The 24,667-nt window shown below is 57.2% G+C and carries 27 protein-coding genes; 6 read left to right on the top strand and 21 right to left on the bottom strand.

What is annotated here, in order from left to right; translation table 11 throughout:
* Nucleotides 1-34: 34 nt before the first annotated feature.
* Together BMW84_RS12010 and BMW84_RS12015 are read right to left on the bottom strand one after the other, a co-directional pair.
* On the bottom strand, nt 35-913 hold the full coding sequence (locus tag BMW84_RS12010) for a carbohydrate ABC transporter permease (RefSeq protein ID WP_091068601.1): 879 nt from the start codon (nt 911-913) through the stop codon (nt 35-37).
* Between the two features lie 75 nt (nt 914-988).
* Complete coding sequence (locus BMW84_RS12015) at nt 989-2,230, bottom strand: extracellular solute-binding protein (RefSeq protein WP_254772967.1); 1,242 nt, start codon at nt 2,228-2,230, stop codon at nt 989-991.
* Between the two features lie 458 nt (nt 2,231-2,688).
* Here BMW84_RS12015 and BMW84_RS12020 point away from each other — a divergent pair, with 458 nt between their 5' ends.
* From BMW84_RS12020 to BMW84_RS12030, 3 genes are all read left to right on the top strand, one after another.
* A complete protein-coding gene (locus tag BMW84_RS12020) occupies nt 2,689-3,606 on the top strand; it encodes an ArsR/SmtB family transcription factor (protein WP_091068603.1) in 918 nt (305 codons plus the stop codon).
* 72 nt (nt 3,607-3,678) lie between these two features.
* The gene (locus BMW84_RS12025) at nt 3,679-3,837 is read left to right on the top strand and encodes an asparagine synthase (RefSeq protein ID WP_091068608.1); all 159 of its coding nucleotides are present in this window, start codon (nt 3,679-3,681) and stop codon (nt 3,835-3,837) included.
* A gap of 409 nt (nt 3,838-4,246) precedes the next feature.
* The gene (locus BMW84_RS12030; protein WP_091068611.1) at nt 4,247-4,594 is read left to right on the top strand and encodes a VOC family protein; all 348 of its coding nucleotides are present in this window, start codon (nt 4,247-4,249) and stop codon (nt 4,592-4,594) included.
* Nucleotides 4,595-5,334: 740 nt separating this feature from the next.
* Here the strand turns inward: BMW84_RS12030 and BMW84_RS12035 are convergent.
* The 16 genes from BMW84_RS12035 to BMW84_RS24790 all read right to left on the bottom strand — a co-directional run bounded on the left by BMW84_RS12035 (nt 5,335) and on the right by BMW84_RS24790 (nt 18,291).
* Nucleotides 5,335-6,099, bottom strand: coding sequence for a class I SAM-dependent DNA methyltransferase (locus tag BMW84_RS12035; RefSeq protein ID WP_091068614.1), 765 nt, complete (start codon nt 6,097-6,099; stop codon nt 5,335-5,337).
* Between the two features lie 26 nt (nt 6,100-6,125).
* Complete coding sequence (locus BMW84_RS12040) at nt 6,126-7,025, bottom strand: CvfB family protein (RefSeq protein WP_091068615.1); 900 nt, start codon at nt 7,023-7,025, stop codon at nt 6,126-6,128.
* Entirely contained in the window at nt 7,022-7,369 is a 348-nt protein-coding gene (rsfS, locus tag BMW84_RS12045) for a ribosome silencing factor (RefSeq protein ID WP_091068618.1), read from the bottom strand. Before rsfS ends, BMW84_RS12040 begins: the two co-directional genes overlap by 4 nt.
* Nucleotides 7,366-7,944: a bis(5'-nucleosyl)-tetraphosphatase (symmetrical) YqeK gene (yqeK, locus tag BMW84_RS12050; protein ID WP_091068619.1), complete on the bottom strand. Its 579-nt coding sequence runs from the start codon at nt 7,942-7,944 to the stop codon at nt 7,366-7,368. Before yqeK ends, rsfS begins: the two co-directional genes overlap by 4 nt.
* On the bottom strand, nt 7,916-8,518 hold the full coding sequence (locus BMW84_RS12055) for a nicotinate-nucleotide adenylyltransferase (RefSeq protein WP_091068622.1): 603 nt from the start codon (nt 8,516-8,518) through the stop codon (nt 7,916-7,918). The genes yqeK and BMW84_RS12055 overlap by 29 nt, the downstream gene beginning before the upstream one ends.
* A 51-nt stretch (nt 8,519-8,569) precedes the next feature.
* Nucleotides 8,570-8,863: a ribosome assembly RNA-binding protein YhbY gene (gene yhbY / locus BMW84_RS12060; RefSeq protein WP_091068623.1), complete on the bottom strand. Its 294-nt coding sequence runs from the start codon at nt 8,861-8,863 to the stop codon at nt 8,570-8,572.
* 59 nt (nt 8,864-8,922) lie between these two features.
* A complete protein-coding gene (locus BMW84_RS12065) occupies nt 8,923-9,780 on the bottom strand; it encodes a shikimate dehydrogenase (RefSeq protein ID WP_091068626.1) in 858 nt (285 codons plus the stop codon).
* A 16-nt stretch (nt 9,781-9,796) separates the two neighbouring features.
* Nucleotides 9,797-10,924 (bottom strand): ribosome biogenesis GTPase YqeH, encoded by a 1,128-nt coding sequence (yqeH, locus tag BMW84_RS12070; RefSeq protein ID WP_091068629.1) that lies wholly within the window; start codon nt 10,922-10,924, stop codon nt 9,797-9,799.
* Complete coding sequence (locus BMW84_RS12075; protein ID WP_091068632.1) at nt 10,921-11,448, bottom strand: YqeG family HAD IIIA-type phosphatase; 528 nt, start codon at nt 11,446-11,448, stop codon at nt 10,921-10,923. Before BMW84_RS12075 ends, yqeH begins: the two co-directional genes overlap by 4 nt.
* Nucleotides 11,449-11,521: 73 nt before the next feature.
* Nucleotides 11,522-13,774, bottom strand: a complete 2,253-nt coding sequence (locus BMW84_RS12080; protein ID WP_254772968.1) for a transglutaminase TgpA family protein — start codon at nt 13,772-13,774, stop codon at nt 11,522-11,524.
* Nucleotides 13,771-15,015 carry a DUF58 domain-containing protein gene (locus tag BMW84_RS12085; RefSeq protein WP_091068634.1) on the bottom strand — a complete coding sequence of 415 codons (1,245 nt, stop codon included), beginning with the start codon at nt 15,013-15,015 and terminating at the stop codon, nt 13,771-13,773. Before BMW84_RS12085 ends, BMW84_RS12080 begins: the two co-directional genes overlap by 4 nt.
* A gap of 1 nt (nt 15,016) precedes the next feature.
* On the bottom strand, nt 15,017-15,973 hold the full coding sequence (locus BMW84_RS12090) for an AAA family ATPase (RefSeq protein ID WP_091068637.1): 957 nt from the start codon (nt 15,971-15,973) through the stop codon (nt 15,017-15,019).
* Nucleotides 15,974-16,160: 187 nt separating this feature from the next.
* Nucleotides 16,161-16,511, bottom strand: a complete 351-nt coding sequence (gene spoVAE, locus BMW84_RS12095) for a stage V sporulation protein AE (protein ID WP_091068639.1) — start codon at nt 16,509-16,511, stop codon at nt 16,161-16,163.
* On the bottom strand, nt 16,508-17,542 hold the full coding sequence (gene spoVAD, locus BMW84_RS12100) for a stage V sporulation protein AD (protein ID WP_091068641.1): 1,035 nt from the start codon (nt 17,540-17,542) through the stop codon (nt 16,508-16,510). Before spoVAD ends, spoVAE begins: the two co-directional genes overlap by 4 nt.
* 3 nt (nt 17,543-17,545) lie before the next feature.
* On the bottom strand, nt 17,546-17,995 hold the full coding sequence (gene spoVAC, locus BMW84_RS12105; protein ID WP_091069709.1) for a stage V sporulation protein AC: 450 nt from the start codon (nt 17,993-17,995) through the stop codon (nt 17,546-17,548).
* Nucleotides 17,996-18,114: 119 nt separating this feature from the next.
* Complete coding sequence (locus BMW84_RS24790; protein ID WP_175498787.1) at nt 18,115-18,291, bottom strand: hypothetical protein; 177 nt, start codon at nt 18,289-18,291, stop codon at nt 18,115-18,117.
* A gap of 232 nt (nt 18,292-18,523) precedes the next feature.
* Here BMW84_RS24790 and BMW84_RS12110 point away from each other — a divergent pair, with 232 nt between their 5' ends.
* Entirely contained in the window at nt 18,524-19,597 is a 1,074-nt protein-coding gene (locus BMW84_RS12110; RefSeq protein WP_091068643.1) for a M42 family metallopeptidase, read from the top strand.
* Nucleotides 19,598-19,686: 89 nt separating this feature from the next.
* On the opposite strand, the gene BMW84_RS12115 is transcribed toward BMW84_RS12110, so the two are convergent.
* The 3 genes from BMW84_RS12115 to BMW84_RS12125 are packed head-to-tail and all read right to left on the bottom strand — an operon-like array spanning nt 19,687 to nt 22,909.
* Nucleotides 19,687-20,757, bottom strand: coding sequence for an ABC transporter permease (locus BMW84_RS12115; RefSeq protein ID WP_175498824.1), 1,071 nt, complete (start codon nt 20,755-20,757; stop codon nt 19,687-19,689).
* A complete protein-coding gene (locus tag BMW84_RS12120; protein WP_091068647.1) occupies nt 20,757-21,734 on the bottom strand; it encodes an ABC transporter ATP-binding protein in 978 nt (325 codons plus the stop codon). The genes BMW84_RS12115 and BMW84_RS12120 overlap by 1 nt, the downstream gene beginning before the upstream one ends.
* A 5-nt stretch (nt 21,735-21,739) precedes the next feature.
* Nucleotides 21,740-22,909 carry a COG1470 family protein gene (locus BMW84_RS12125; protein ID WP_091068650.1) on the bottom strand — a complete coding sequence of 390 codons (1,170 nt, stop codon included), beginning with the start codon at nt 22,907-22,909 and terminating at the stop codon, nt 21,740-21,742.
* A gap of 225 nt (nt 22,910-23,134) precedes the next feature.
* Here BMW84_RS12125 and BMW84_RS12130 point away from each other — a divergent pair, with 225 nt between their 5' ends.
* On the top strand, nt 23,135-23,746 hold the full coding sequence (locus tag BMW84_RS12130; RefSeq protein ID WP_091068652.1) for an RNA polymerase sigma factor: 612 nt from the start codon (nt 23,135-23,137) through the stop codon (nt 23,744-23,746).
* Complete coding sequence (locus BMW84_RS12135; protein ID WP_091068655.1) at nt 23,718-24,575, top strand: anti-sigma factor; 858 nt, start codon at nt 23,718-23,720, stop codon at nt 24,573-24,575. Before BMW84_RS12130 ends, BMW84_RS12135 begins: the two co-directional genes overlap by 29 nt.
* Nucleotides 24,576-24,667: the final 92 nt, after the last annotated feature.

The raw sequence follows: 24,667 nt of genomic DNA on the forward strand, positions 1-24,667 counted from the left end.
TTCCATTACGGGTTGATTGTCGCATAGCTCACGGCTACGCTGCGTTTCGGTTCATAACGTAATATTGCAATGCCGAAATGACCAGAATGATCAGACCGAGCAGGACCGCCATCGCCGAGGCCATGCCTGCAATGGACTGTCCGGTACCGAAAGCCAGCTGGCGGATATACATCATGAGCACATGCGTGGACTGGTTCGGTCCGCCTTTGGTCATCATCAGCGGCTGGCCGAATACGTTAAACGCGCCGGCCGTCGTCATGACGAAGGTATAGATCAGCGGGAAGCGGATCGAAGGCAACGTAATGCTGGTAAACCTGCGAACGGCTCCGGCCCCGTCTATTTCGGCCGATTCATACAGATCTTTCGCCACGCCGCTGATGGAAGCGCGGTAAATGATCATATTGCCGCCGACGCCGCCCCAAATGGTGATTACGATAATAATGATCCACGCATACGGCTGGTTGGCCGGCCACGATACAGTCGTGCCGAAGACGTTGCCGGCAATCCCGAGCTGTTTGTTGAACAGAAGCAGCCAGATCAGCGCGCCCGCGGAAATGGAGATGAGGCCAGGCACATAGAGAATGGATTGGATGACGCTCTTCATCTTGACCTTGCGGTGCTCCAGCGCGACGGCGATCATCAGCGGCAGGATAATCAGAATCGGCACGCTCAGTCCGACGAAGATCAGCGTGTTCTTGAGGCCGTTATTGAACTGCGTATGAAAGGTCGAGGTACTGTCGAACAGGATGGTCCGGTAATTATCCAGCCCCACCCATTCCGGCGAGTTCATCAGATCCCATTTCGTAAACGAAGCGTAAATCCCGTAGATCGTCGGTATAAACACGAACATGGCAAACAAAATGATATGGGGACCGACAAAGAATGCGGGCGCGAAGTTGAATTTCTTTTTCATAGGCATTTCTCTCCTTTGGAATAAAGCAATGCACCGGGTCGGCGCATTGCTTTATTCATCATTTCCAGGGCGGTCTTATTGCTGGGCCGTACCTGAGCTTTCGGCAATTTTGTCCTCAACGTACTTCTGCATCGTCTGCAGCGTCTCGTCGATGTCCACATTGCCGCGGACAATATCATTGCAGTACGTATCTACCGCTTCGGCGACGTACGGATAATATTTATAGGTATAGATCAGCAGGGACTGGATTTCCTTGTCGCTGGAAGTAAAGAAGGATTGCATATAATTTTTGAATTCAGGGCTTTCATTGACCTGCTTACTGGCCACGATTTGTCCGGCTTTCGCCCACTCGATGGAGTTCTCGCGGATGTATTCCAGGAACTTGCCAATGCCCTCGACTTTCTCGTCGGTTCTGTTCTTGTTCTTCAGCATCGCGAACATATGGGAAGAACCGCGGTTATAGAATTTGTCCGTCACCGGGGAGTAAATGTTGGTAACGCCGAAGTTCAGGCCTTCTACCTTGGCATGGGCGGTCGAAGTCCACGTACCGTCGGTGGAGAACAGCACCTTGCCGGATTGGAACATCAGATAGCCGTCTTCGCCGAACGGAGTCATCAGGCCGGCGTCGTTGATTTTCTTCACGTTCTCCAGCGCTTGCTTCATTTCCGGCGTGTTCACCGTAGGTTTGCCGTCCTTCTCAACGTCGCCGCCGAGGTCTTTCAGCTGCGCCAGGATGACCCAGCCAAGCAAGGCGTCATTGACAACGTAGTCGCCTTCCGCCATCTTGCCTTGCAGGGACAGCATTTCGTCGATGGTTACGACATTGTCGTCCAGGAAGGATTCGGCGCCGTATTTTTTCAAAAGATCCTTGTTGTAGTACATGACGTTGGCATGGATATCGAGCGGGATGGTATATTGCGTACCGTCGATGTTGCCTGTGGACCAGGCTTGCGGAATATAGTTATCCTGCTTGATTTCCGGCTGGGCTGTCGTAATGGCTGTCATCGGCTCCAGTACCTTTTGGTCTACATATCCCGGAACACGGTCGGCGTGGATGATGGCCAGGTCAGGCACTCCTTTGCCGGAGTTCAGCACAGTGGAAATTTTGGTATACATATCTGAAGTAACAACATGCTTTACTTTAATATCTGGGTTCGTTGCGTTATAGTCCTTTACAAGTTGATCCATGTAAGCTCCGTCGTCGCCGGTGAGCGGCGTCCAGAATGTAATCGTTTTCGAATCATCTTTACCGCAGCCTGCCAACAAGCTCGACATTAAAACCACTGGTAATACTGCTAACCCCCATTTTTTGTTCAAGCCTTTCTCCTCCTAAAAAGTGAATTAAATTAGTCAATCATCTACAAAAATGTTTTTGCAAACAATGAACCCTGAACTCCAAAATACCGCTTTCATTAAAACCAATCCTTCAAGCTTCCATTTTATAACTTACTAAAATGATTAAAAAACATTTGAATGAATTCGCTTACAGTTATAAAATAACATATAGGAGGCCACCTGTAAATATATAAATGTAAATCTTTTTATGTTTTATTGAATTAAACTGTAAATACGCAATAAAAATCACAATATAAGCCCTATTCATCCTCCATATTCACATAAAAACCTAAAATAAATCATTGTTTTCTACAAGAAACTAACATATTTTTATTCCGTTTCTACAAAAACAGGAAAAAAACTTTCTTTTACCCCTTAATTAGTTTATAATTTTATAAAATAATCTTTTTAAAGACGTCCCCGGAAGAAGGTACTGTGACATGATTTATATTAAAGACCTAATGAGCGGCATTGACATCTTCAAAGCGCTCAGCTCGGAAATCCGCATCCAGATTCTCGAACTGCTGGCCACCAACCAATCGCTTAACCTCAACGACATCGCCAAGAAGCTGAATCTCAGCAACGGTGCCATCACCATGCATATTAAGAAGCTAGAGGAAAGCGGTCTGATTGAAATCGGCACTTCCGGCGGAAAACACGGCATTCAGAAAGTATGCTATTTGAACAAAGACAAGCTGATGGTCGATTTGCGCAGCAAAAAAGACGACAACCTATATGAAGTGGAAATCCAGGTCGGCCACTACAGCAATTACCAGGCCGTTCCGACCTGCGGGCTCGCCACTAAGGACAGCATTATCGGCGATTTTGACGAACCGCGTTATTTCGCCGATCCGCAGCGGATCGACTCGGAAATCATCTGGATGGCGGAAGGTTTCCTGGAGTACCGAATCCCGAATTATTTGAAGGCCAATCAAAGCTTCCGCGAGATTCAGTTCTCCATGGAGCTGGGCTCGGAAGCGCCTGGCTATTGCGATAACTATCCGTCGGATCTGTTCTTCTATCTGAATGGCATCGAAATCGGTTCCTGGACCAGCCCCGGGGATTTCGGCGATACGCGGGGAACGTTTAATCCCGACTGGTGGCCGCCCCATCTGAATCAATACGGGATGCTCAAGCTGATCCGGATCAATCAGGAAGGCAGTTTCATCGACGGCTGCCGCATTTCCGATATTACGCTGGACGACATTAACCTTGATTACAAAAGCGAGCTGACCTTCCGTATCGCCGTGACCGACAAATCGGTCAACAAACGCGGCCTTACGATTTACGGTAAAAACTTCGGCAACTACAGCCAGGATTTGCTGGCCCGCGTGCTCTACAACGTTCATGATGTGTAACTCGGAATAATTATCGCGCGCTTGACCCACACTAGTCCTGTCTCCCATACCACCGAGAAGGAGTGTTTTTCAATGCGTGAAGGATTGATCCCCGCCGTTCTTGGTACCGTCGTTACCGCTTCCAGCGCAGCGTTTCTCGGAAGCAGATATAAGCTGGCCGCCACTGGCGTCCTTGGCTTCGGTCTGGCGCATCTCGTGTTAGGTGCAATTGACTTGGTTGAACACCGGTAAAAGGTAAAGGAAGATGAAACGTCCCGTCCGGCTAGGATTAGCTGAGCGGGACGTTTGTTTATGTGGCGGGAGTGGTTGCGGGAATGACTACGAGAAAAGCTGCGGGGATAGCTATGGGAGTGGCTGTGCGAAGTAGCTGCGGGAGCGGCTGCGCCGAGTAGCTGCGGGAAAACTACAAGTATAGCTGGGGGAGCAGGTGCGTGAAGACTGACTGGATTGTTGCGGGAATAGGGGCGGAGTGGCTGCAGCCAGTGACGGTGTTGCGGGGATAGTGACTTTTCCAGAGGAGTTGCCATGTTACCTGCGCATGAACAATTTTCGGCGGCGCGGACAGGAACTCCGCAGTTCACCTAGAATAGTTAAGTCATCGGATGACAGATCGTCAAATGACAAACAGGAGCTGATTGAAATGATCAAAGGTTTCGGAGGCGTATTCTGGCGGACCAAGGATCTTGAGGGCACCAAAAAATGGTACAGCGATGTACTGAAGCTTGAAATCGGCGACTGGAACGGGACCATGTTCAGCCCCCAGTCGGGGAGCGAAACCGTTTTTTCTTTTTTTGCCGAAAACGACGCGTATTTCCCTTCCGATCAACAGGTGATGCTGAACTTCCAGGTCGATAACATGGATGAGACTTTGGGGCATCTGGAACGGCTCGGCGTTCCTTTGGCCAAAAACAAAGAGAGCGGCGAATTCGGAACATTTGTCTGGATCAAGGATCCCGACGGCCGGTTGATCGAGCTATGGGAGAAATAGCTGCGGGACCGAGTGCTGCTTTACAGCCCTAGGCCATCGCTTTGTCTAATAGAATAGTCACCTTTTCACTACTTAGCGGCACCTTGAGCCATTATTTTGCCTATGAGCCTCCTTTCCGCTGCTAACGGACACCAGAGACGTTATTTTGCCTAAAAGCCATTATTCCTCTTCTTAACGGACACCAGAGACGTTATTTATGCTCCGAGGGCTGTTTTACCTTTAAAAAGCTGAAATAACGGCGCTCATGTCCGTTGCATTGGGAAATATATGAGTACACCTCAAATAGCGGCACTCATGTCCGTTAGCGGCTGGAACGCTCAGTTAAAACCCTCATGCTCATGTCCATTAGTGACTGAAACGTTCCATTACAAACCCATATGCCTATCCATATGCCTATTAGAGGATGGCTTGTTAGGTTTGCTGCCTCATGCTCATGTCCATTAGTTGCTGACTTGTCTTGTTGCACCCTCATGCTCATGTCCATTAGCAGTTGGGTTCTGTTAGGTCAATTTAGCTCCTTTATGCTCTCATATCCATTAACGGCTGGCAAGTCTTGTTTGCGGCCCACATGTCCATGTCATGCCCCATTTGCGCCGATCCTCCCCTCCCTTTAGGCACCGGCCTTGTCCATAGCTGCTCTTCGCACGCGCAGTTCCTCCTCCAATTACGCCAAATTTCACAGCAAAAAGCCCTTACCGCAAAGGATAAGGGCTGCCCAAAGCGTTCAACGAACGCTTTATTTATTTGATGGCCACGTAGAATAGCCGCTCCGCGCTGTCATCGGCGGCGACCCACTCGAAGTCGGCGTACACCGCCACCTCGCGGAATCCGGCCCTGCGCAGCGCCGCTTCCGTCCACTTCGGGTCGTAAGCGCGCTGGATATGCGTCTCTTCGAAGCGGCGGTAGAGGCCGTTGTCCTCCCGCGTAAAAATGGACAGGTGATGCTCGATCTCGCAGCGGAATTCGTCCAGCCCGCATGTCCAGATATACGACACATCCCGCTCATCGAGCACAAACGGCTGCTCTTCGTCGTAGCGCAGCAGCGTGTTCGGATGGTGGACATCGAAGATGAATGTACCGCCTTCCTTCAGGCCGGCATAGGTAGCGGCAAATACCGCCTCCACATCCTCTTCCTCCAGCACGTAATTGATGCAGTCGCAGAACGACAGAACGGCGTCCACCGGCTCCGGCAGCTCCCATTCCGTCATGTCCTGCTCCACCCACTGCACGCTGCCCTCACGCAGCAGCCGCAGGCCCTGGGGATAACGCTCCAGTTTCTGCTGGGCCACCGCCAGCATGTCCGCCGATAAGTCGATGCCGGTCATTTGATAGCCGGCCCGGGCCAGGGGCAGCGTAATGCTGCCTGTTCCGCAGCCCAGCTCCGCGACCGTGCGCGGTTTACCGTGTTTGGCCCATGCCGTCTCCGCAAACTCCAGCCATCTCGGATACGGCATATCGGCCATTAGTTGGTCATACACATATGCAAATTTTCCATACGAAGACATGCCTGCACCGCTTTCTCCAGCTGTACTTATTCGTTCGAAGAATCTTCCTTCTGCGCCAGATGGGTCCAGTTCTCCTTCTGGGTGATAAGGCCTTCCTTCATCAGCTTGCCCAGCGCCCGCTTGAAGGCGGATTTGCTGATACCGAAACGCTGCTTGATGATGTCCGGCGGCGTCGCGTCGGAATAGGGCATGGACTTGTCCGGACGGGAGTTCAGGAACTCCAGCAGCATCGCGGAATCCACGTCGCGGCCCACTTCCTTGCGCTGCATCATGGTCAGATTGACCCGCCCGTCTTCACGGATATGCGACACGCGCGCTTCAAACGTCTCGCCCAGGCGCAGCAGGCGGCTGCGCTCGGAGGAATGCACCATCCCGATCACGCCAAAGCCGAGTACTCCGCCGTCCACCAGCGCAAAGGTCCCCATCTGCAGCGGCTTGTACACCCGTGCAGTTACGGTTTGGCCTTTCCAGGAATCCGGTGCAGCGAAACATTTCGGTGCAAGCTCCTGCTCCCCGGCCAGCTTGGCGCGGAGACGCCCCTGCTTGTCATGCTCCATCAGGACGTAGACCTTGTCTCCGACCTGGGGACGCAGCTCGATCAGCTCCGGCAGCTCGTTCAGCGGCAGCAGCAGCTGGCGGCCCAGTCCCATCTCCAGAAAACAGCCCAGACGCGGATGGATATCGGCCACTTCCAGCAGCGCCATCTCGCCCAGCGTCAAATGGGGTTTCTTCATCGTTGCCGCGATCCGGTCTTCCGTATCGAAGAAGATGAACACTTCAACCTTGTCGCCCGGCTTCGGCTTGCTGCCCACCAGCTCGGTGTAATGCAGCATCACTTCTTCGTCGCCCGCGCCTAAAAAATAGCCGTATGGCGAAACTTCGCGCCGGACCTCCAGCTTTTCAATCGTTCCCGCAATCAAACTCATACCGTCTCCACAACCTTGGCGTCAGACCACAGACGCTCGATATTATAGTATTCCCGTTCATCCCGGTGGAAAATATGCACGATGACATCGCCGAGGTCCATCAGCACCCAGCGGGCTGCGTCCATCCCTTCGATGCCGCGGATCATGCCGCCGGCTTCATGGACAACCTTGCGGACCTCGGTGGCAATCGCCTGAACCTGAGTGTCCGAGTTACCGTGGCAAATGATGAAATAATCGCTGATCGGCGAAACGCTGCGCAGGTCAAGCGCGACGACGTTCATCGCCTTTTTGTCATGGACGGCATTCAGCGCCAGTTCCAGCAGCTTGCTTGAATTTACACTCATTTGGTATCCTCCAATATTCTTACTAAGTCGTTGCGCGCGAGTACGGTGAGCGGGAAGATAATCTGGCGCTTCTGCAAAAGAAGACTGATCGTCGAGTCAAAGCCCGCGACTAACGCCTCCTCCAGGCTGGTTTTCGCCAGCTTACGGATAGAGTCCACTCCGGGAAAATCGCGTCCCGGCTCCATATAGTCGGCGAGGCAGACTACTTTCTCCAGCAGCGTCATTCCTTCGCGCCCCGACGTATGATAACGGATCGCCCCGAGAATCTCGGAATCGGTGATTTCATATTCCCGTTCGGCGACAAATGCGCCGACCTCGGCATGCCATAACTGCTTGTCATAGTGCAGCAGCTCCGGTGAAAGGCCTTCGCGTTCGATGATCTCGCGCATCCGTTCGACCGGCCAGTATTTGGCCACATCATGCAAAATCGCCGCCGTCTCCGCCTTGACGGGATCGGCACCGTACCGCTCGGCCAGCTTCACGGAAGTCTCCATGACGCCGAGGGTATGCTTCCAGCGCTTGTCGGGCATCTGCGCGGCAACCGCTTCAATTAACGCTTCGCGGCTGTAAGCCATATAATCCACTCCTTTGCACGAACTCCAGTACCGCGTCGGGAACCATATACCGGATGGATTTGCCCTCTGCCCTCCGCTGCCGGATAACGGTTGAGGAAATATCGACAAGCGGCATATCCGCCAACAGCACCTTGGAGGCAATGTAGTCCGGCAGCTGCGCCAGATCGAGCAGCGTGCCGGGCCGGCCGACGCCGATAAAGGTCAGACGCTCCGCCAGCTCGTTGATCTCCCGCCACTTGGGCAAATATTCTACCATATCCGCACCGATGATAAAGAAAAAATCATGGGCCGGATGCAGGTCCTGCAACCCGCGGACCGTATCGATCGTATACGAAACGCCGCCTTTGCGAATCTCGACATCCAGAATGCGAAAAGCCGGATGCCCGGCAAGCGCGGCTTCCGTCATCGCCAGCCGCTCGGCTCCCGTCGCGCCGGCTGCCTGCTTGTGCGGTGGAATATGCGAGGGCATGAACCACACCTCATCCAGCGAGTACGCGTCCCTGGCAGCTTCCGCCACCAGCAAATGTCCGATATGCGGAGGATCGAACGTTCCTCCCATAATGCCAATCTTCAAGAGGCGCTCCTCCTTCACGATCCGGCAGACCTGGGGCCGCGGATCAACCGCTTAACGCGGCAGCTCGATGGTTTTGTTATCGCGCGATTCCTTGTACAGAATGATCGTTTTGCCGATGACCTGCACCAGCTCTGCGCCGGCCTGCTCGGCCAGCTCCGCGCCGATCTCTTTCGGATCGTCGGCATTGTTGTTCAGCACGCTGACCTTCATCAGCTCGCGTTTTTCAATGGCTTCTTCGATATGGCGGATTAGATGATCGTTGATGCCGCCTTTGCCGACCTGGAATACAGGATCCAGATGATGGGCAAGCGACCGCAGATAGCGTTTTTGTTTTCCTGTTAACATTAATATACAAACCCCTTACTACTTATATTATACCCTGGACGCCCCTGTCTCTTTCGAAATCAGTTTCCGCCCAGGCTTTCGAGTATTATCCGTCTCATAACATCTGTCGGCGCCGGCAGCCCTGTCCAGTATTCAAGGGCATACGCGCCTTGATTCACGAACATACCCAGGCCGCCATGAATCATGCAGCCCCGTTCCAGACTTTCCAGCAGCAGGCGCGTGCGCAGCGGATTGTAAATCAAATCGCTGACGATCATGCCCGGGCGCAGCAGCTGCGTATCCATCGGCGTATCGTCGATATGGGGATACATGCCCACGGATGTCGTGTTGATCACGATATCCGCCTGTTGGACCGCATCGGCAATTTCCGCCTGGCCGATGCCGGCCACAACGCCTTTGCCCTGGCAGGCTTCGGCCAGCTCCCGCGCCTTGTCCGAGGTGCGGTTGGCGATGACCACCCCGCCCGGCTGCTCCCGCAGCAGGGCGGTGACAATCCCCTTGGCTGCGCCGCCCGCGCCAAGAACGAGAATCCGCGCGCCGCGCAGGTCCGGCGCCGCTTCCGCCTTCAGGGAACGGACATAGCCGATGCCGTCCGTATTGAAGCCCGTCAAAATACCATTGTCGTTCACAATGGTATTGACCGCCCCCGCATCGCGGGCGCTTTCGTCCAGCCGGTCGAGGAACGGCATGACGGCCACCTTATGCGGGATGGTCACGTTGATGCCGCGGAAGCCAAGGGCGCGGATGCCCTGCACCGCCGCTTCTAGCGCCTCCGGCTTCACGTGCATGGGCACGTAAGCGCCGGCGATGCCCAGCGCCGCAAGTGCGGCGCCGTGCATCGCCGGCGACTTGGAATGATGGATCGGGTCGCCGATTACGCCAAGCAGCAGAGGCGAATCTTGCTTGTACTCGGTCATCGCTATTCCTCCTTGCTTAGATCAGCGACGGGCGGGTCAGCACCTTTACGCCGCGCGGCACATGAACCGCGACGACTGCGCCTTCCTCCCCGTTCACCTTGATCCAGCCCAGGCCGGAGATGAACAGATCCGTCCGGCTCCGCTTAGCGATGCGGAATTCATGGCGCTGCCACTGCGGCAGCTTATCCATATTGTCGGCGTTCGGCGGCGTCAGCAGCTCGCCGCGGTGTTCGGCATACAAGGAATCCGCGCGTTCCAGCTTCGTACGGTGAATCTTCAGCGTCCCGCTGATGAAGCACGTGAACGATTGGCGTTCGCCTTGAATGAAATCAAACCGTCCCAGGCCGCCGAAGAACAAGGATTGCCCTTCATTCAGCTGGTACACGGCAGGCTTGAGCGGATTCTCCGGCATCACAGCGCCGAGATCGCGCCGCTCCACCAGCTCGCTGTACCGCCAAGGATAGACGATCCCCGGCGTATCGACGATGGAATGGCCGTCGTCCAGCGGGATTTTCACCAGATCCAGCGTCGTCCCCGGATAACGGGAGGTCGTCAGCTCCTGATCCAGATCGCTGTAGTCGGAGATAAGGCGGTTGATCAGCGTGGATTTGCCGACATTGGTTGCGCCGACCACATAAATATCGCGCTGCCCGCGCAGCTCGTTGACGGCGTCCAGCAGGCGGTCAAAACCCTGGTTGCGCTTCGCGCTGCACAGCACGATTTGCTCCGTGCGCAGCCCGAGCTCCTTACAGCGCTGCTGCATCCAGTTGCGCAGCTTGTTCCAGTTCGTCACCTTCGGCAGCAGGTCGCATTTGTTGACGGCGAGAATGACCGGATTGGATCCGACAAAACGCTGCAGGCCGGAAATCAGGCTGCCTTCAAAATCGAACAGGTCGACGATATGAATGACAAGCGCTTTCCGTTCACCTACGCCGCTCAGCAGCTTCAGGAATTCGTCCTGATCGACGGATACGGAAGAAGCTTCATTATAGTTTTTAATGCGGAAACAGCGTTGGCAGATGACCGGCTCCCGCTCATACGCGACCTCGGGAATATAGCCGGGCCGCTCCTTGTTCTCCGTCTGCAGCTTGATGCCGCAGCCGCTGCAATGCACCGGATGTTCTTTTTCATGTTGCTGGTTCACTTCGGGTTCTCCTCCTCATGCCACAAACCTTGCTTTCTCAGACGCGTCAGCGCAATCCGTTCGATCCTGCGGTTGATCCGCGTGCCCATGCCTTCATCCTGAACGGAAATCGGCAGCACCAGCACGGTGTACAGTCCCAGACGGTTGCCGCCGTAGACATCGGTCAGCATCTGATCGCCGACGACGATCGTCTGCTGCGGCGTCAGTTCCATCTGCTTCATCGCTTTCAGGAACGGCGCGTTGCTCGGCTTGCGGGCCTGATGCACAAACTCAATATTAAGCGGCGTGGCAAAACGCGACACCCGCTGCATATTGTTGTTGGATACAATGATCAGCTTGAACCCCAGCTCCTTGACCTTGGCAAACCATAGCAGCAGCTCGGGCGTTGCCAAAGGCGCTTTGGCGCCGACCAGCGTGTTGTCCAGATCCGTAATAATGCCGCGGTAGCCCTGGCGGTACAAATCCTCAAGATCGATATCAAAGACCGTATTCACCCGCAGCTTCGGCACTAACCTTTCAAACAATACGTTCACCTCGATTTCATACGAAAAACTATATCATACTCTTCGCGTCTCGCAAACGAGCCGCCGCGCGGCCTTAGTTCCGCCGCGCCCGGCCGCGCGAACGCAAGCTTCTTCGCAGCCGTAAAGCTTCAGTATACACGCTGCGCCAGTCTTTGTCTTCTGTTATCTCCGGGCTGTATTTCGCGCGCTCATAGAGGCGCAGCAGAGAGGACAAATTCTCCGCCGTTTCGGGAGTCTCCTTGCCCCAGCGCCCGACCGATTCGCGCAGCGTTTCATGCTCTTCCTTCAGCATGCCCTTCCTTCCGGCATACTTTACCCAGCGTGCCGTTTCGTACTCCACTTTTTCTTCCGGAGTCAGCGGACGGCCGTTCCGCAGCCGCTGCAGCCCGTATCTCAGGGCGGTCCGGCGCTGCCAGATCAGAAATCCGGCCCAGGCGAGCAATATCGCCCCTGCGACCCAGATCAGCCATTCGCCCACATGCAGGTTAGACCCATCGCCTGTTCCCGCGGGGGCCGGCTCCAGCGTGGTCGTCTCTTCCTCCGGTACATCGGCTTGCTCCGTATCCGGTGTTTCGCTCTGCGTCAGCAGCGGAACGTTGAAGCCGGGCGTCGCTTCTACCGGAACCCAGCCGTAATCGCCGAAGTACACCTCTGCCCAGGAATGCGCGTCCGCATTCGTAATTGTATAGTTATTGTTCGTCACGCCCTGCATTGCAAGGTTGTCCGGAATTTGCGCCTGCTCGCCGGGTGCGTACCCTTTGATCCAGCGCGCCGGGATGCCGAGCGAGCGGGCCATGGTGACAAGCGCGGAAGAATAGTAATCGCAATACCCTTCCTTGATTTCAAAAAGAAAGCTGTCGACCAGATCCTTCGATTTGCTGCGGGAAAGATCCGGCTGATTGGAATATGGATACGTCTGCTGTAAATATTGCTGAAGCAGCGCGACTTTTCCATACGGAGTCTGTCCCTGTTCGGTAACCTGCCGCGCCAGCTCCTTCACCCGCTCGGGAAAGCTGTTCGGCAGCTGGAGATACGCATCCAGATCAAGTCCGCCGTACAGCGTCTCGAATGTCTGCTTGCTGAGCTCCTGCACGGGAACGACAGGAACCTGCGAAGTCACGGTATAGGACTGCGGATAAGGCCGCCCCCGGGTTGGATTCCAGACCAGTTCGCTGCTGTCGCTCCGCCAGTACAGGCCGCCTTCGCTGTGGGGCTCGCCGTTAATCGTATCCACCGAAGATATCGCGTACCCGCCGAAAAACACGGGATAATCGCCGTTGCCGAGGATTCGCACGGATTGCTTCAAGAGGCGAGTCTCGGTGTTCGGCGCGGCGGGAGCTTCGAGCGATTGTCCAACCGTCGTTTCGGCCAATTTGCCCCGCGTGACGGTATCATCGTCGGTCCAGCCTTTGCCGGAATATACATTCCGCGTCTCTCCCCGCATATACGTCCGCAGGTCGGAGGTCACGGTCATCACCGGCGTATAATCGAAGTTGAATCCGCCGCCGAGGTTGTCGTCGCTGGTACGGTACCCCGATAAGGCTCCCGTCCCGGCCGTGGAGGTCCCGCTGCCAGGCTCGACATTTACGCTTTTGCCGCTGATGCGAAAGCCGGTGCCGGTCCCGTTCAAGTCCTGCCAAAACTCATAAGGGTCCGGCAGGGTTGGCCGTACCTTGGGCATATTGATGCCGGTTACAATGACCAGCGAGAAGATGATGGCGACGTTCATAATGACCTTCAGCGGATATTCGAGCAGTCGCGACCAGCCCCGCGGATAATTCAGCTGAAAATTCCGCAAATGCCGGGTGACGAGCCAGCCCATCCCCGCAAACATAACCCAGGCGATTTCCTGCCATAATATATAAGGAGTAAATGAGTCCAGCGCCGCAAGCGCCGTAACGTTGCAGGCAACGAAAAGCAAAATCCGCGCTTTGGTCTTTACCCACCACGAAGCCGCCAGCAGCAGCGCGGCCGCCCCGAGCGCGAACAGCAGATATTCGCCCATTGCCGAAGCAAGCCCGGGCAGGCGGTCGCGCAGCGAAGTCAGCATCGGATCCGGCACGTAGGCACCGTAATGGATAACGGAACGGTAGGTCAAATAGACTGCAACCGCTGCTTCCACGATCACACGGGCCGTCCAGGACAGCGGCAGCAGGATTTCAAGCACGGCGACCGCCGCAAGGGTCAGCAGCACGGCCGCCGTTGTCTCGTCCAGCCAAAACGGCTTGGTGTAGCTCACCCACTGAAGGGCGATAATCAGCAGCCACAGCAGGCTGAACGAGCGGTACCAGGACGATTTGAGCTTGCTCCACCAATTCGCAATCATGGGGCTTCACCTCCGAGAATGGCGGGAAGATCCTGCAGGGAACCGACGCTTGTTACCGAAACGCCATGCGATCTCAGCACGTTCAGCCATTCGCCTTCGCGGCCTTTGGCCGAGTTGCCGCGCACGTGAATCTGGGAAGGCGTCATCCCTTCCGCTTCCGCCCAGCGCATGACATCCACCACAGGGCGACCGGTCTGCGGACTGATCAGCACAAGGTAGGCGCCTTTAGGGAACATCCGCCGGGCTTTTTCCAGCCTGGAGACAAGCGGTCCGCGTCCTTCGGCGTTGATATCGATCAGGTATTGGGTCATCCGCTGGCGCTCCGCCGCATTGTCCGCCGGCTGGAACACCTTCGTATTTTTGTCGAGGCAGCACAGGCCGATACCGATTCGTTCGCGAATGCCGTATCCTAGCAGGGAAGCCGCAATGGATACCGCCAGCTCGAACTGGGCGGCTCCGCTGTACCCCAGCGAGCTGCCGTCCAGTACCACCATCGTCTTCGGCAGCGATTCATGCTCGAATTCCTTCGACTTCCAGTCCCCCGTCTTGGCAGTAGCATTCCAGTGGATCCGGGTCAACCGGTCGCCGTACACATAATCGCGGACTCCGTTGATCTGCGTGGTCTCCCGCCGGGAATGCAGCAGCGCAGCCTGCGGACCGGCGATCCGTGCCCGGCGTTCGTACAGCTGCCATCTCGGAATGAAGACCGCCCGCGGCAGCACGCGAAACTGCCCTTCGGCCAGAAAGCTTCCGTTATGCTCCACCAAGCCGAAAATATCCTCGCTGGCAATTTCCGTTTTCTCAAACGTATAACGTCCCCGCTCCAGCGGCGGCGTCTGAAAGATCAGCTCTCCCTTGCCCAAGCCGGGGATGATGCTCTCCTGAAAAATCCACGATTCGCCGTTATGGCGCTTCAGCAGCTCTTTGACGACCACATAAGGCAGCGGCAGAAAGCCGGGTATCGAAATCTCCAGCTTGACCCGCAGCGATCCGCCCGCATGCAGCAGTTCCGGCTTGTCTTGCTCCGCGAACAGGCTCCGTTTGCCTTTGGCCCGCTGTACGCCTCCGAGCCCGCCGATGATTAAATAAAGGAACAACACCGAGATCATAATAAACAGCATGAACGCGGATTTGCCGCCCTGGAACAGCAAGAAGAACAGCGTAACCGCCCAGATGAATATTACCCCTGCAAATTTGCGAATCCGGATGCCGGCGGACGCCCTGAATCCCTGGCCGCCCATGTTAATGCCTCACGGCAACAGGCACAGGCACGCCCTGAAGCAGCTTCTGCAGAAGCGACTCCACGCTGACGTTGTCCAGCCGCGATTCGGGACGCAGCAGAATGCGGTGGCTCAGCGTGTATGGAGCCAGCGTCTTGACGTCATCGGGAAGCACATAATCGCGCTCCTGGAGGAATGCATACGCTTTGCAGGCCATCATAAACGATAGCGAGGCCCGCGGGCTCGCGCCGAGCAGTACAAGCGGATGCTCCCGCGTCTGCCGCACGATCTCCAGCAAATAATTCAGCACGACCTCGCTGATATACACGGAGCGGATCTCTTCCTGAATGGCGGCGATGGTCTCCATGCCGGTTACCGGCGTCAACTTGTCCACAGGCTGGCCCTCCTGATGGGTAAGCAGCAGGCTGCGTTCGGTATCCTTGTCGGGATACCCGAGGCTGATCCGCAGCATAAAGCGGTCGAGCTGGGCTTCCGGCAGGGTGTACGTGCCTTCAAAATCAATCGGGTTCTGCGTTGCGCATAGCATAAACGGATGCGGCAGCGGATAGGTCTCGCCGTCTACGGTCACGTTCCGTTCCTCCATAACCTCCAGCAAAGCGGACTGGGTTTTGGTCGTCGCCCGGTTGATTTCGTCGGCCAGTAAAATGTTGGTCATCACCGGGCCCGGTCGGAAGTGGAACATTTCATCCCGCGGATGATACACCGACACACCGGTGATATCGCTCGGCAGGATGTCGGGATTACACTGAATCCGGCGGTATTCGCCGGACATGGACCGTGACAATGCCCGTATCAGCTGGGTTTTGCCCGTTCCCGGGACATCTTCGATCAGAACATGCCCTCCGGCGAGCAGGGCGGTGAGCAGCAGCTCTATTTCAAACTTTTTTCCAAGTATGCAAGATTCCAGATTGGTGCGTACTGCATTCATGATGTGCGTTGATTCTTGACGGACGGGCATATGTTAACCTCCTATGTCAAAATAAGCAGTATTGCTTATATTTTACATGATTAGGGGGCCTAAAGTACATGTGACATATGAAAGGAAATTGGAGGGGCCGGCAAATGAAAAAAAAAGCCCCACAATATGGGGCTTTCGCTTCTAAGCCTAATGAAACCGACATAGGCGGGCTTTCGCCGGTCCGGGTTTACCCTTTCGGCCGGACGGCGAGCGCTGCCAGAAAGGAAAAGACGATTGCCGCAGAAATCCCGGCGCTGGTGACATCGAATATCCCGGTCACGACGCCGATCCATCCATCCCGCTCCAGTTCGGTCAGCGCCCCGTGGACCAGGGAATTGCCGAAGCTGGTAATCGGAACGCTTGCCCCGGCGCCGGCAAACTTCACGAGCGGATCGTAAAGGCCAAAAGCATCCGCAGCCGCGCCAAGCACGACCAGCGTACTCATTGTATGTGCCGGCGTCAGCTTCAGCACATCGAACATCAATTGCCCGATGACGCAGATTGCGCCGCCCACCAGAAAAGCCCATAAATAAATCATGCTTCCTCACCTCCGCTCTCCAGCGAGACGGCATGCGCCACGCAAGGAATGCTCTCTCCCTGCTGGTAGGATAACGGAGAAAGAAGTGCGCCGGTGGCGACGACGAGCACGCGTTTCAGTTCGCCCCGCTTCATCCGTTTCAGAATGTGGCCGTAGGTCACCGTGGCCGAACACCCGCAGCCGCTTCCGCCGGCAATGACGTATTTCTGCTTTTCGAGATCGTAGATCATCAGGCCGCAATCGCTGAATACCGTCTGCTCCATGGGAATGCCTTCCTCTGCGAGCAGTTTTTTGGCAATCGGCAGGCCAACCGATGCGAGGTCGCCGGTAACGATCAGGTCGTAATAGCCGGGAGACAAACCCGTGTCACGGAAATGCGCGGTCAGCGTATCCGCCGCAGCCGGAGCCATGGCCGCCCCCATGTTGAACGGATCGGTCAACCCAAGGTCCATTACTTTGCCGATGGTCGCGGTGGTTACATGGATGCGGCCGGACTGGCCGTCATCCTTGCCGACAATGGCACAGCCCGAGCCCGTGATGGTGTATTGGGCAGTCGGTGGCTTTTGCGAGCCGTATTCCGTCGGATAGCGGAACTGCTTCTCCACGGTGCAGTTATGGCTGGACGTGCCGGCAAGCGCATAATTCGCACCGCCGGAATCGACGATCATCGAGGCGATTGCCAGGCTCTCCATCGAGGTGGAGCAGGCACCGAACACCCCCAGATATGGTACGCCGAGCTTGCGGGCCGCGAATGAGCTGCTGATAATCTGGTTCATCAGATCGCCGCCGACGAAAAACTCCAGCTGCTGCTCCTGGATTTCGGCGTTGATCAGCGCCAGCTTGGCCGCTTTTTCGAACAGGGCGCGCTCCGCCTTCTCCCAGGTTTTTTCGCCCATCTCCAGGGAGTCGTAAATAAAGTCAAAATAGGAGGCCAAGGGACCTTCACCTTCCTCCGGACCCACAACGGAAGAGGCGCCGACGATAACCGGCCGGGTGGTGAACTGCCAGGTTTGGCTGCCGAGTTGTTTCATCGTTTAATGCGCACCTCCCCAGCCCATAACGGCGTAAACGACGCCGACGACAAACGCGGCCACCACGCCGAATACGATGACCGATCCGGCCAGCTTGAACATGTTCGCCCCTACGCCGAGCACCAGGCCTTCGGAGCGGTGCTCCAGCGCCGCCGAGCACATGCTGTTCGCAAACCCGGTGACGGGAACCGCCGTTCCGGCACCGCACCACTGGGCGATTTTGTCGTATACCCCGAAGCAGGTGAGAATGACGGAGAGCAGAATGAGCACGGCGACGGTCGGACTCGCCGCTTCCCTGGCGTTCATATCGAAGATCGCCATAAACGCCTCCTGGATGCCCTGTCCAAGGACGCAGATCAATCCGCCCGAGAGAAAGGCGCGGATACAGTTTTTAAAGACCGGCCGGGTCGGCACATACGGCTTGGACAATGTTTCGTAATCCTTGGGGGTCATGGTGTCAAGCCGGAGCTTGACACCCGATTGTTTGGTTTTTGCCGGCAAAAAGGACACCTCCTGGTGTAGAAGTTATTCCATATTGTTCGCCGTATACAGCTCCGTTATGTCCCACCTGCTCAGGTAAAATACAGCAGCACAACCACCAGCAAAATAAACAAAATGAGAATCAGCACCGCTTCGCGCTCCGGAATGCCCCGGAGCCTCCGCATGTGAGCTCCCAAACCGTGGATCTTCGCCTGCGGCGCGGTCTCCCCCAGGAGCGACTCGGCCGCGCTCCCCGCCACTCGCATCATGCTCGCTTCCTTTCCGGCCCTTGCCTGCGGAGCCTCACCGTATCTTATTCGCGGACGCCCTGCCAGGTGTAAGGGAGAGGCTCGCTGAGTTTACCCGGAGCCCTGCTTTTCGTTACTCCAGCCTCCCCGCGGCAGTTCGCTCCGGAGTAGCACGCTGCCATAAGACATGGACAAATCCGGAAGCAATGTTCATACTGGTAAATGGTAAAATTGCAAAGGAGCGATTACACTCATGAAACAAGAAACACTTGATCTGTTCAAAACGCTGACGGAATTTCCTGCGGCGCCGGGCTTCGAACGCGAGCTCCGGGCGTACGTGAAGGACGCGATGTCTCCCTATACGTCCGAGTTCGTGCAAGACCGCCTCGGCAGCCTGTTCGGCGTGCTGCGCGGCGAAGAGAACGGCCCTAAAATCATGGTAGCCGGCCACTTCGACGAAGTGGGCTTTATGGTGACGGGCATTACCGACAACGGGATGCTTCGCTTCCAGCCCCTCGGCGGCTGGCTGGCTTCCGCAGTCTCCTCGCAGCGTCTGCAGGTAATTACGCCGGCGGGTCCGCTGGACGGCGTCGTCGGCAGCACACCGATCCACCTCCTGAGCGACGAAGAGCGCAAGCAGCCCGGCGACATCCGCAAGATGTACCTGGACATCGGCGCGGACAGCCGTGAAGAAGCGATGAACGCAGGAGTCAAAATCGGCCAGCAAATCGTACCGGTCTGCCCGTTCACCCCGCTGGTGAATCCGAAGAAGATTATGGCCAAAGCCTGGGACAACCGCTACGGCGTAGGCTTGGCAATTGAGCTGGTGAAGGCGCTGCATGGCAAAAAGCTGCCGAACACCGTGTTCGCCGGCGCAAACGTCCAGGAAGAAGTGGGATTGCGCGGCGCGCGTACGGCAGCAAACCTGATCGCTCCGGACATCTTCTTCGCGCTGGATGCCAGCGCGGCGGCCGACATGACCGGCGACCGCCAGGCCTTCGGCCAGCTCGGCGGCGGCGCGCTGCTGCGCATCCTGGACCCGACGATGATTACGCACCGCGGACTTGTCGAGTACGTTCAGGATACGGCGGATACCCACAAGATTAAATACCAGTATTTCGTATCCCAGGGCGGAACCGACGCCGGACAAGTTCACCTGAGCGGCATCGGCGTACCGTCCACAGTCATCGGCATCTGCTCGCGGTATATTCATACCGCTTCGTCGATCGTCCATACCGACGACATCGATGCAGCCAAGGAGCTGCTCGTGAAGCTAGTGGAAGGCCTCGACCGCACGACGCTGCAGACCATTCTCGAACATAGCTAAGAAAACAAGCAAAAGGGCTTTCCGCGCCAAGCGTTTGGCGGCGGGAAGCCCTTTTTTGGATAACATAAATATAGTAAGCAAACCGTCCATCAGTTACGGGAGCGCACTTCCTGACGCATGAACAGATAATACGACAGCCCGAAACACAGCACGGTTGCGGCCAGCAGCCCGGTAAGCTGCGGCACGATCAGCAGCACGCTTTGTCCAAGCGGCAGCGGCGCGGAGATCGCGCCGACCAGCTGGTCCATCGTCATCGGACCGAGCGAGCGCACGCCCGGCGTCAGCATTGTCGTAATCGTCTCCGAGAAGAGTTCGGTCGGCGAGATCCGGTTCAGCCCCAGAATGAAGTGGATATGCCGCAGCTGCTCGGCGACCGTCGCCGTCTCCGGAACCGCCGTGGCGCTGTCGATCAGGCTGATGATCATTCCATAAAACAATGTAAGAAACAACCACGCGGCAATGCCGGACAGCGCCGACGTCGCCGCCTGACGGAAGCGGATCGAGAACAGGATCGACAGATTCAGCCAAAAGCCGATGTACACCGTTGCGATCATCAGAAAAATCAGAATCCGCCAAAATTCCTCCGGCGTCGGCGGATAGCCGATCGTCAGGAGGCCGAGTCCCGTCACCAGAAAACCAAGCGAGAAAACAACGACGGCGATGAGCAGCAGCGAAGCGGTAAACTTCGCTTTCAGGAAATCGTCCCGGTAAATCGGCTGGGATAACAGGCGGCCGAGGGTTCCTTTATTGCGCTCTGAATTAACGGCGTCAAAGCCGAGCGAAATGCCGATCAATGGGCCGAGCCAGGACAAAAAGGTGGTGAAGGTCGGGATGGACAGGGTGCTGCTGGACAAGGTGAACATTTTGAGGAACAAAAAGGTCGCGCTGCCCTGGCTATCCGTCCCGCCGGCCTGAATCGAACGGATCGCCGAATACACCGAGCCGATGCAGGCCAGTACGACGATGCCGATCAGAATCGTAAACCGCCAGCTGCGGATATGGTCGCCCATTTCCTTCTGCACCATGACCCAGAAGGCTGAGCCGCCGCCCTTCTCGCGCTCCTCGCGCGCGGCTGCCGGCGACCGGCCGCTAAGGAGCAGACTGCGCAGCCGGCTTACCCCACCGGCAAACAGCGCGCCGCCTTGTGCTTTTACGGACATCATCCTTCCTCCCTCTTCTCGAAATAACGGTGGTAAATATCATCCAGCCCGAATTCCTTACGCCGGATGTAATGCAGCTCCGCCCCGTTCCGGATGACCTCAGCCGCAATGGCCGAGGTCACATCCCGGTCGCAGCGCAGCGTAACCAGTGTGGTACCGACGGCCGTATCATCGCTTTTCCAGACTTCCGCGGATAATGCACGCACACCGTCGAGCCCGCGCAAGCGGTCAGCCAGCTCGTCGGTCCAGGGCCGGACCGCCAACTCCACATCGACGCTGACTTCCTGGTTCAGCTCGCGGGACAGGGTCGCGAGATCGCCGCAAGCGATCAGACGGCCTTTGACGAACAGTCCGACCCGGTCGCAGATCTGCTGGACCTGCTGCAGCTGGTGCGAGGACAGCAGCACCGTAATGCCTTCGTTGCGGCTGAGATCCGAGATCAGCGCCAGCAATTCCCGTACCCCTTCCGGGTCAATCCCGAGCGTCGGCTCGTCGAGAATGATCACCTCCGGATTCTTGATCAGCACATCGGCCAGGCCGAGACGCTGGCGCATCCCGCGGGAGTAAGTGCCGACCTTGGCCCGCGCGCTGGAGGCAAGCCCTACCTTCTCCAGCAGCGCCTTGGCCCGCAGCGTGGCAGCCTCCCGGCCGATGCCGTTCAACCGGGCGGTATAAACCAGATTGTCCAGCCCGGTGCGATCCTCGTAAAAGCCGAGATCATCCGGCATATAGCCCACGCGCCGCTTCACCTGCAGCGCCGAACGCGCCGGATCGAAGCCGCAGATACGGGCTTCGCCCTCCGTCCGTTCCGTCAGCCCCAGCATCATCAGAATCGTCGTCGTTTTGCCGGCGCCGTTCGGTCCAAGCAGCCCGAACACTTCTCCCTTGCGCAGCGTCAGGCTGAGGCCGTCGACGGCAGTGAAATCGCCATACCGCTTCGTCAGTTCGTTCAGTTCAATGACAACCGTGTCTTCCATAAGCTTCACCGTCTTCCGAATTTGCGGAACAGATAGTAAATGCCGGCGATGACCGCAAGAATGATCAGCACGCCGATCCAGCCCCAGAACACCGAGGTTTTTACGGTTACCCGGAGGTCGGCCGTGGCGGATTTTCCTTGCGAGGATGCACTTAAGCTGACTACGTAATCGCCCGGAAGCGAATTGCTGCTGGACTTGATGATGGCCTGCGCTGTTGCCTTGGCTCCCGGTTCAATGCTGCGGACCGTTGACGGATCGAAGGAAACCTCCCACCCTGTCGGCACACCCTGATTGGACAGAGCCACATTCTCCAGCGGCGCGCTGCCCGTGTTCGTAATGACCAGATTGATCCGCCGCTCGCCGCCGGCTTTGATATCCGTGCTAAGCAGATCATCCGAGGTGCTGAGCGTCAGGCTGTAGGTTCCGGTGACCACGGCTTCCAGCTCGGTCTGCGTATCGGTGGAACCGCTGGACGCCGTGACCGGTATTTTATAAGTGCCCGCTTTAACCTGTTCCGGCGGTTTTGCTTCAATGCTGATGTTTTTCTCCCCGCCCGCGTCGATCTCCACAGAGGTCACGCTGTTTCCGTCCGCCTTGATGCTGACATCCCAGCCTTCAGGCGCCTGGGAAGCGAGCGCATACGATTGTTTCTGGGCGGTGCGGTTGCGCAGCACTGCGCTGTAAGTAAAGGTCGTATCCGAATGGCCCTGCATATTCGCTTGGTCCACGGCAAACTCCGATTTGAACGTGCCTTGCTCCGAGACATTGACTTTCAGGTTCAGCGTGTCCTGGCCCGGCGCGGTAACGGCGAAAGTATAGCCGCCTTTATTGACCTCCAGCGGCACTTCGAGCTGCAGGTTTACGCTTTGCGATTCTCCGCCCTTCACGGCCAATTGCTGCACTTGCCGGCCTCCGGCTGTCAGCTCGTATTTCCAGAAGTTCCCGTTCGCATTGAATCCTAAAGCCACTTTGGCCGTCGAATCGCCGTGATTGATCACGTCGATCGGATACGTCACGGATTCGCCGGGCGCAGCCGACAGCTCGATGTACGGGGTATACAGCTCGACGGCCCCCGCCGCTGCGGCTTTGGGCACCGCGACATTACCTCCAAACCATCCGCTTGCCAGCAGCACGACCAGCAGAATCGCCAGCTTGCCGCCGTATTTCTTCCACATAACCATTCCTCCTCAGGCATCTGCTTCTTCGAACCGGAGCCGCCCCGGCCAGGCTTTCGAGGCGTCCGTTCCGTTTTTCCGCTTGGGATACGCACGAGAGGAGCCGGCGGATTTATGCCGCCAAATAAATTTTTTAGGGTCTTTCCAAGCGCCGGAGATCGTGATACAACGGAGGAAGAAAAATCACTGGGCGGAATGGAAAAGCGGCAATGGAGGAGGATGGGCATGGACCCGAGCAATGAAGCGATGGCCGGCCTGCTCGCGCAAATGTGCGAAGGCTCGGCCGCCGCGTTTGACGAATTTTACGCCTGCTACGCGCCGTTCGTCATGCAAATCGCTTGCCGGCAGACGGGCGACCGCATGGAGGCCGAGGATATATGCCACGATATTTTTCTGGAGGTGCTGCGCAAAGGCGGCGCTTACGATTCCGGCCGCGGCTCGATTAAAGCCTGGCTTGCAGTGATGACCCGCAGCCGCTGCATCGACCGCCAGCGGCGCAAGGCAAGGAGCCGGCCGGTAGCCGATCCGGAAGAGCTGATCAGGGAAGACGCAGGTCCCGGCCAGGACGAGCTTGCCGTACGCAAGCTGCAGTGCGAAGCGCTTGGCGAAGCGCTGCGGCAGCTCCCGGACAACCAGAAAAAGGCGATCGTCGCCTCGTACTTCGGCGCCCAAACGCATCAGGAACTGGCGGCGTCCTGGAGCGTGCCGCTCGGGACGGTCAAATCGTGGATCAAATACGGCGTAGGGAATATGCGCAAGCAGTTTATGAAACAGGGATGGATCGACCAGCCGGAGGGAGGAATGCAGCATGAACCCGAGCGGAAACCAAAACGATGACGGAAGTTTCGTCCGCCACTTCCGCGAAGAAGAATGGATCGACTACATCGATGGCAGCGTCGGCGCCGGCAAGCGGGAGCAGATGGGCCGCCATCTGGGTACCTGTCCGCGCTGCCGCGGCCTTTACGAGCAGTGGGTGCCGCTGCTCGCCGATCCCTCCGACCCGGAGCTCGGGCCGGAGGGGGCCGGTCCCGCAAGCCCTGGAGAGGCGGCCGCAGGCGCCCTCCCCTTCACCGCGGGACCGCGGCCGGACCTGCCGGCGCCGCTGCTGCCGGCAGACCACGTGCGCCGCAGCCTGAGGCGGCGCGTTCTGCGGATCGGCCTGCGCCGCAGGCTGGCCGCCGTCCGGCCCTTGTACCGCCGGGGCGCAGCGGCGGTACTGGCCGCAGCCGCGCTGGCCGTGCTGTTCGCCGGCCTGCGCAACGCGGGGCTGGGTGCGGACAACGAACGCACCCGGTATGTCAGCAGCTACGAACCCGCTGCACTGGCGGTGCTGAGCCGGCCGGAGACGGTCAGCTATCCGCTGGACTGGAGCCGGCAGGACCAGTTCTCCGGCAACGTCTGGTACAACGAACGCTCGCACGAGCTGTTCGTGCTGATCGAGGATGTCGCGCTGCGCGGCGACCATTCGATCCAGGCCTGGGCGGTCAAAGGCAACCGCCGGGATACGCTCGGCCTGGTGCAGATCGAAGCGGCCAAAGGCCATCTCTACGTGAAGGACGGCGGATTGGCCGAAGCGGACAATATCGCCTTGACCGTAGAGCCGGCCGGCGGCAGCTCCAATCCGACCTCGCCGGATGCGGCACGGGTTCAGCTGCCGCGGCCTTAGGCGGCACGGGTTCAGCTGCCGCGGCCTTAGGCGGCACGGGTTCAGCTGCCGCGGCCTTAGGCGGCTGGGTTGCGGCTGCAGTTTGCCCGGCC

This window comes from Paenibacillus sp. NFR01, from assembly GCF_900111565.1.
Lineage (GTDB): Bacteria > Bacillota > Bacilli > Paenibacillales > Paenibacillaceae > Paenibacillus_AQ.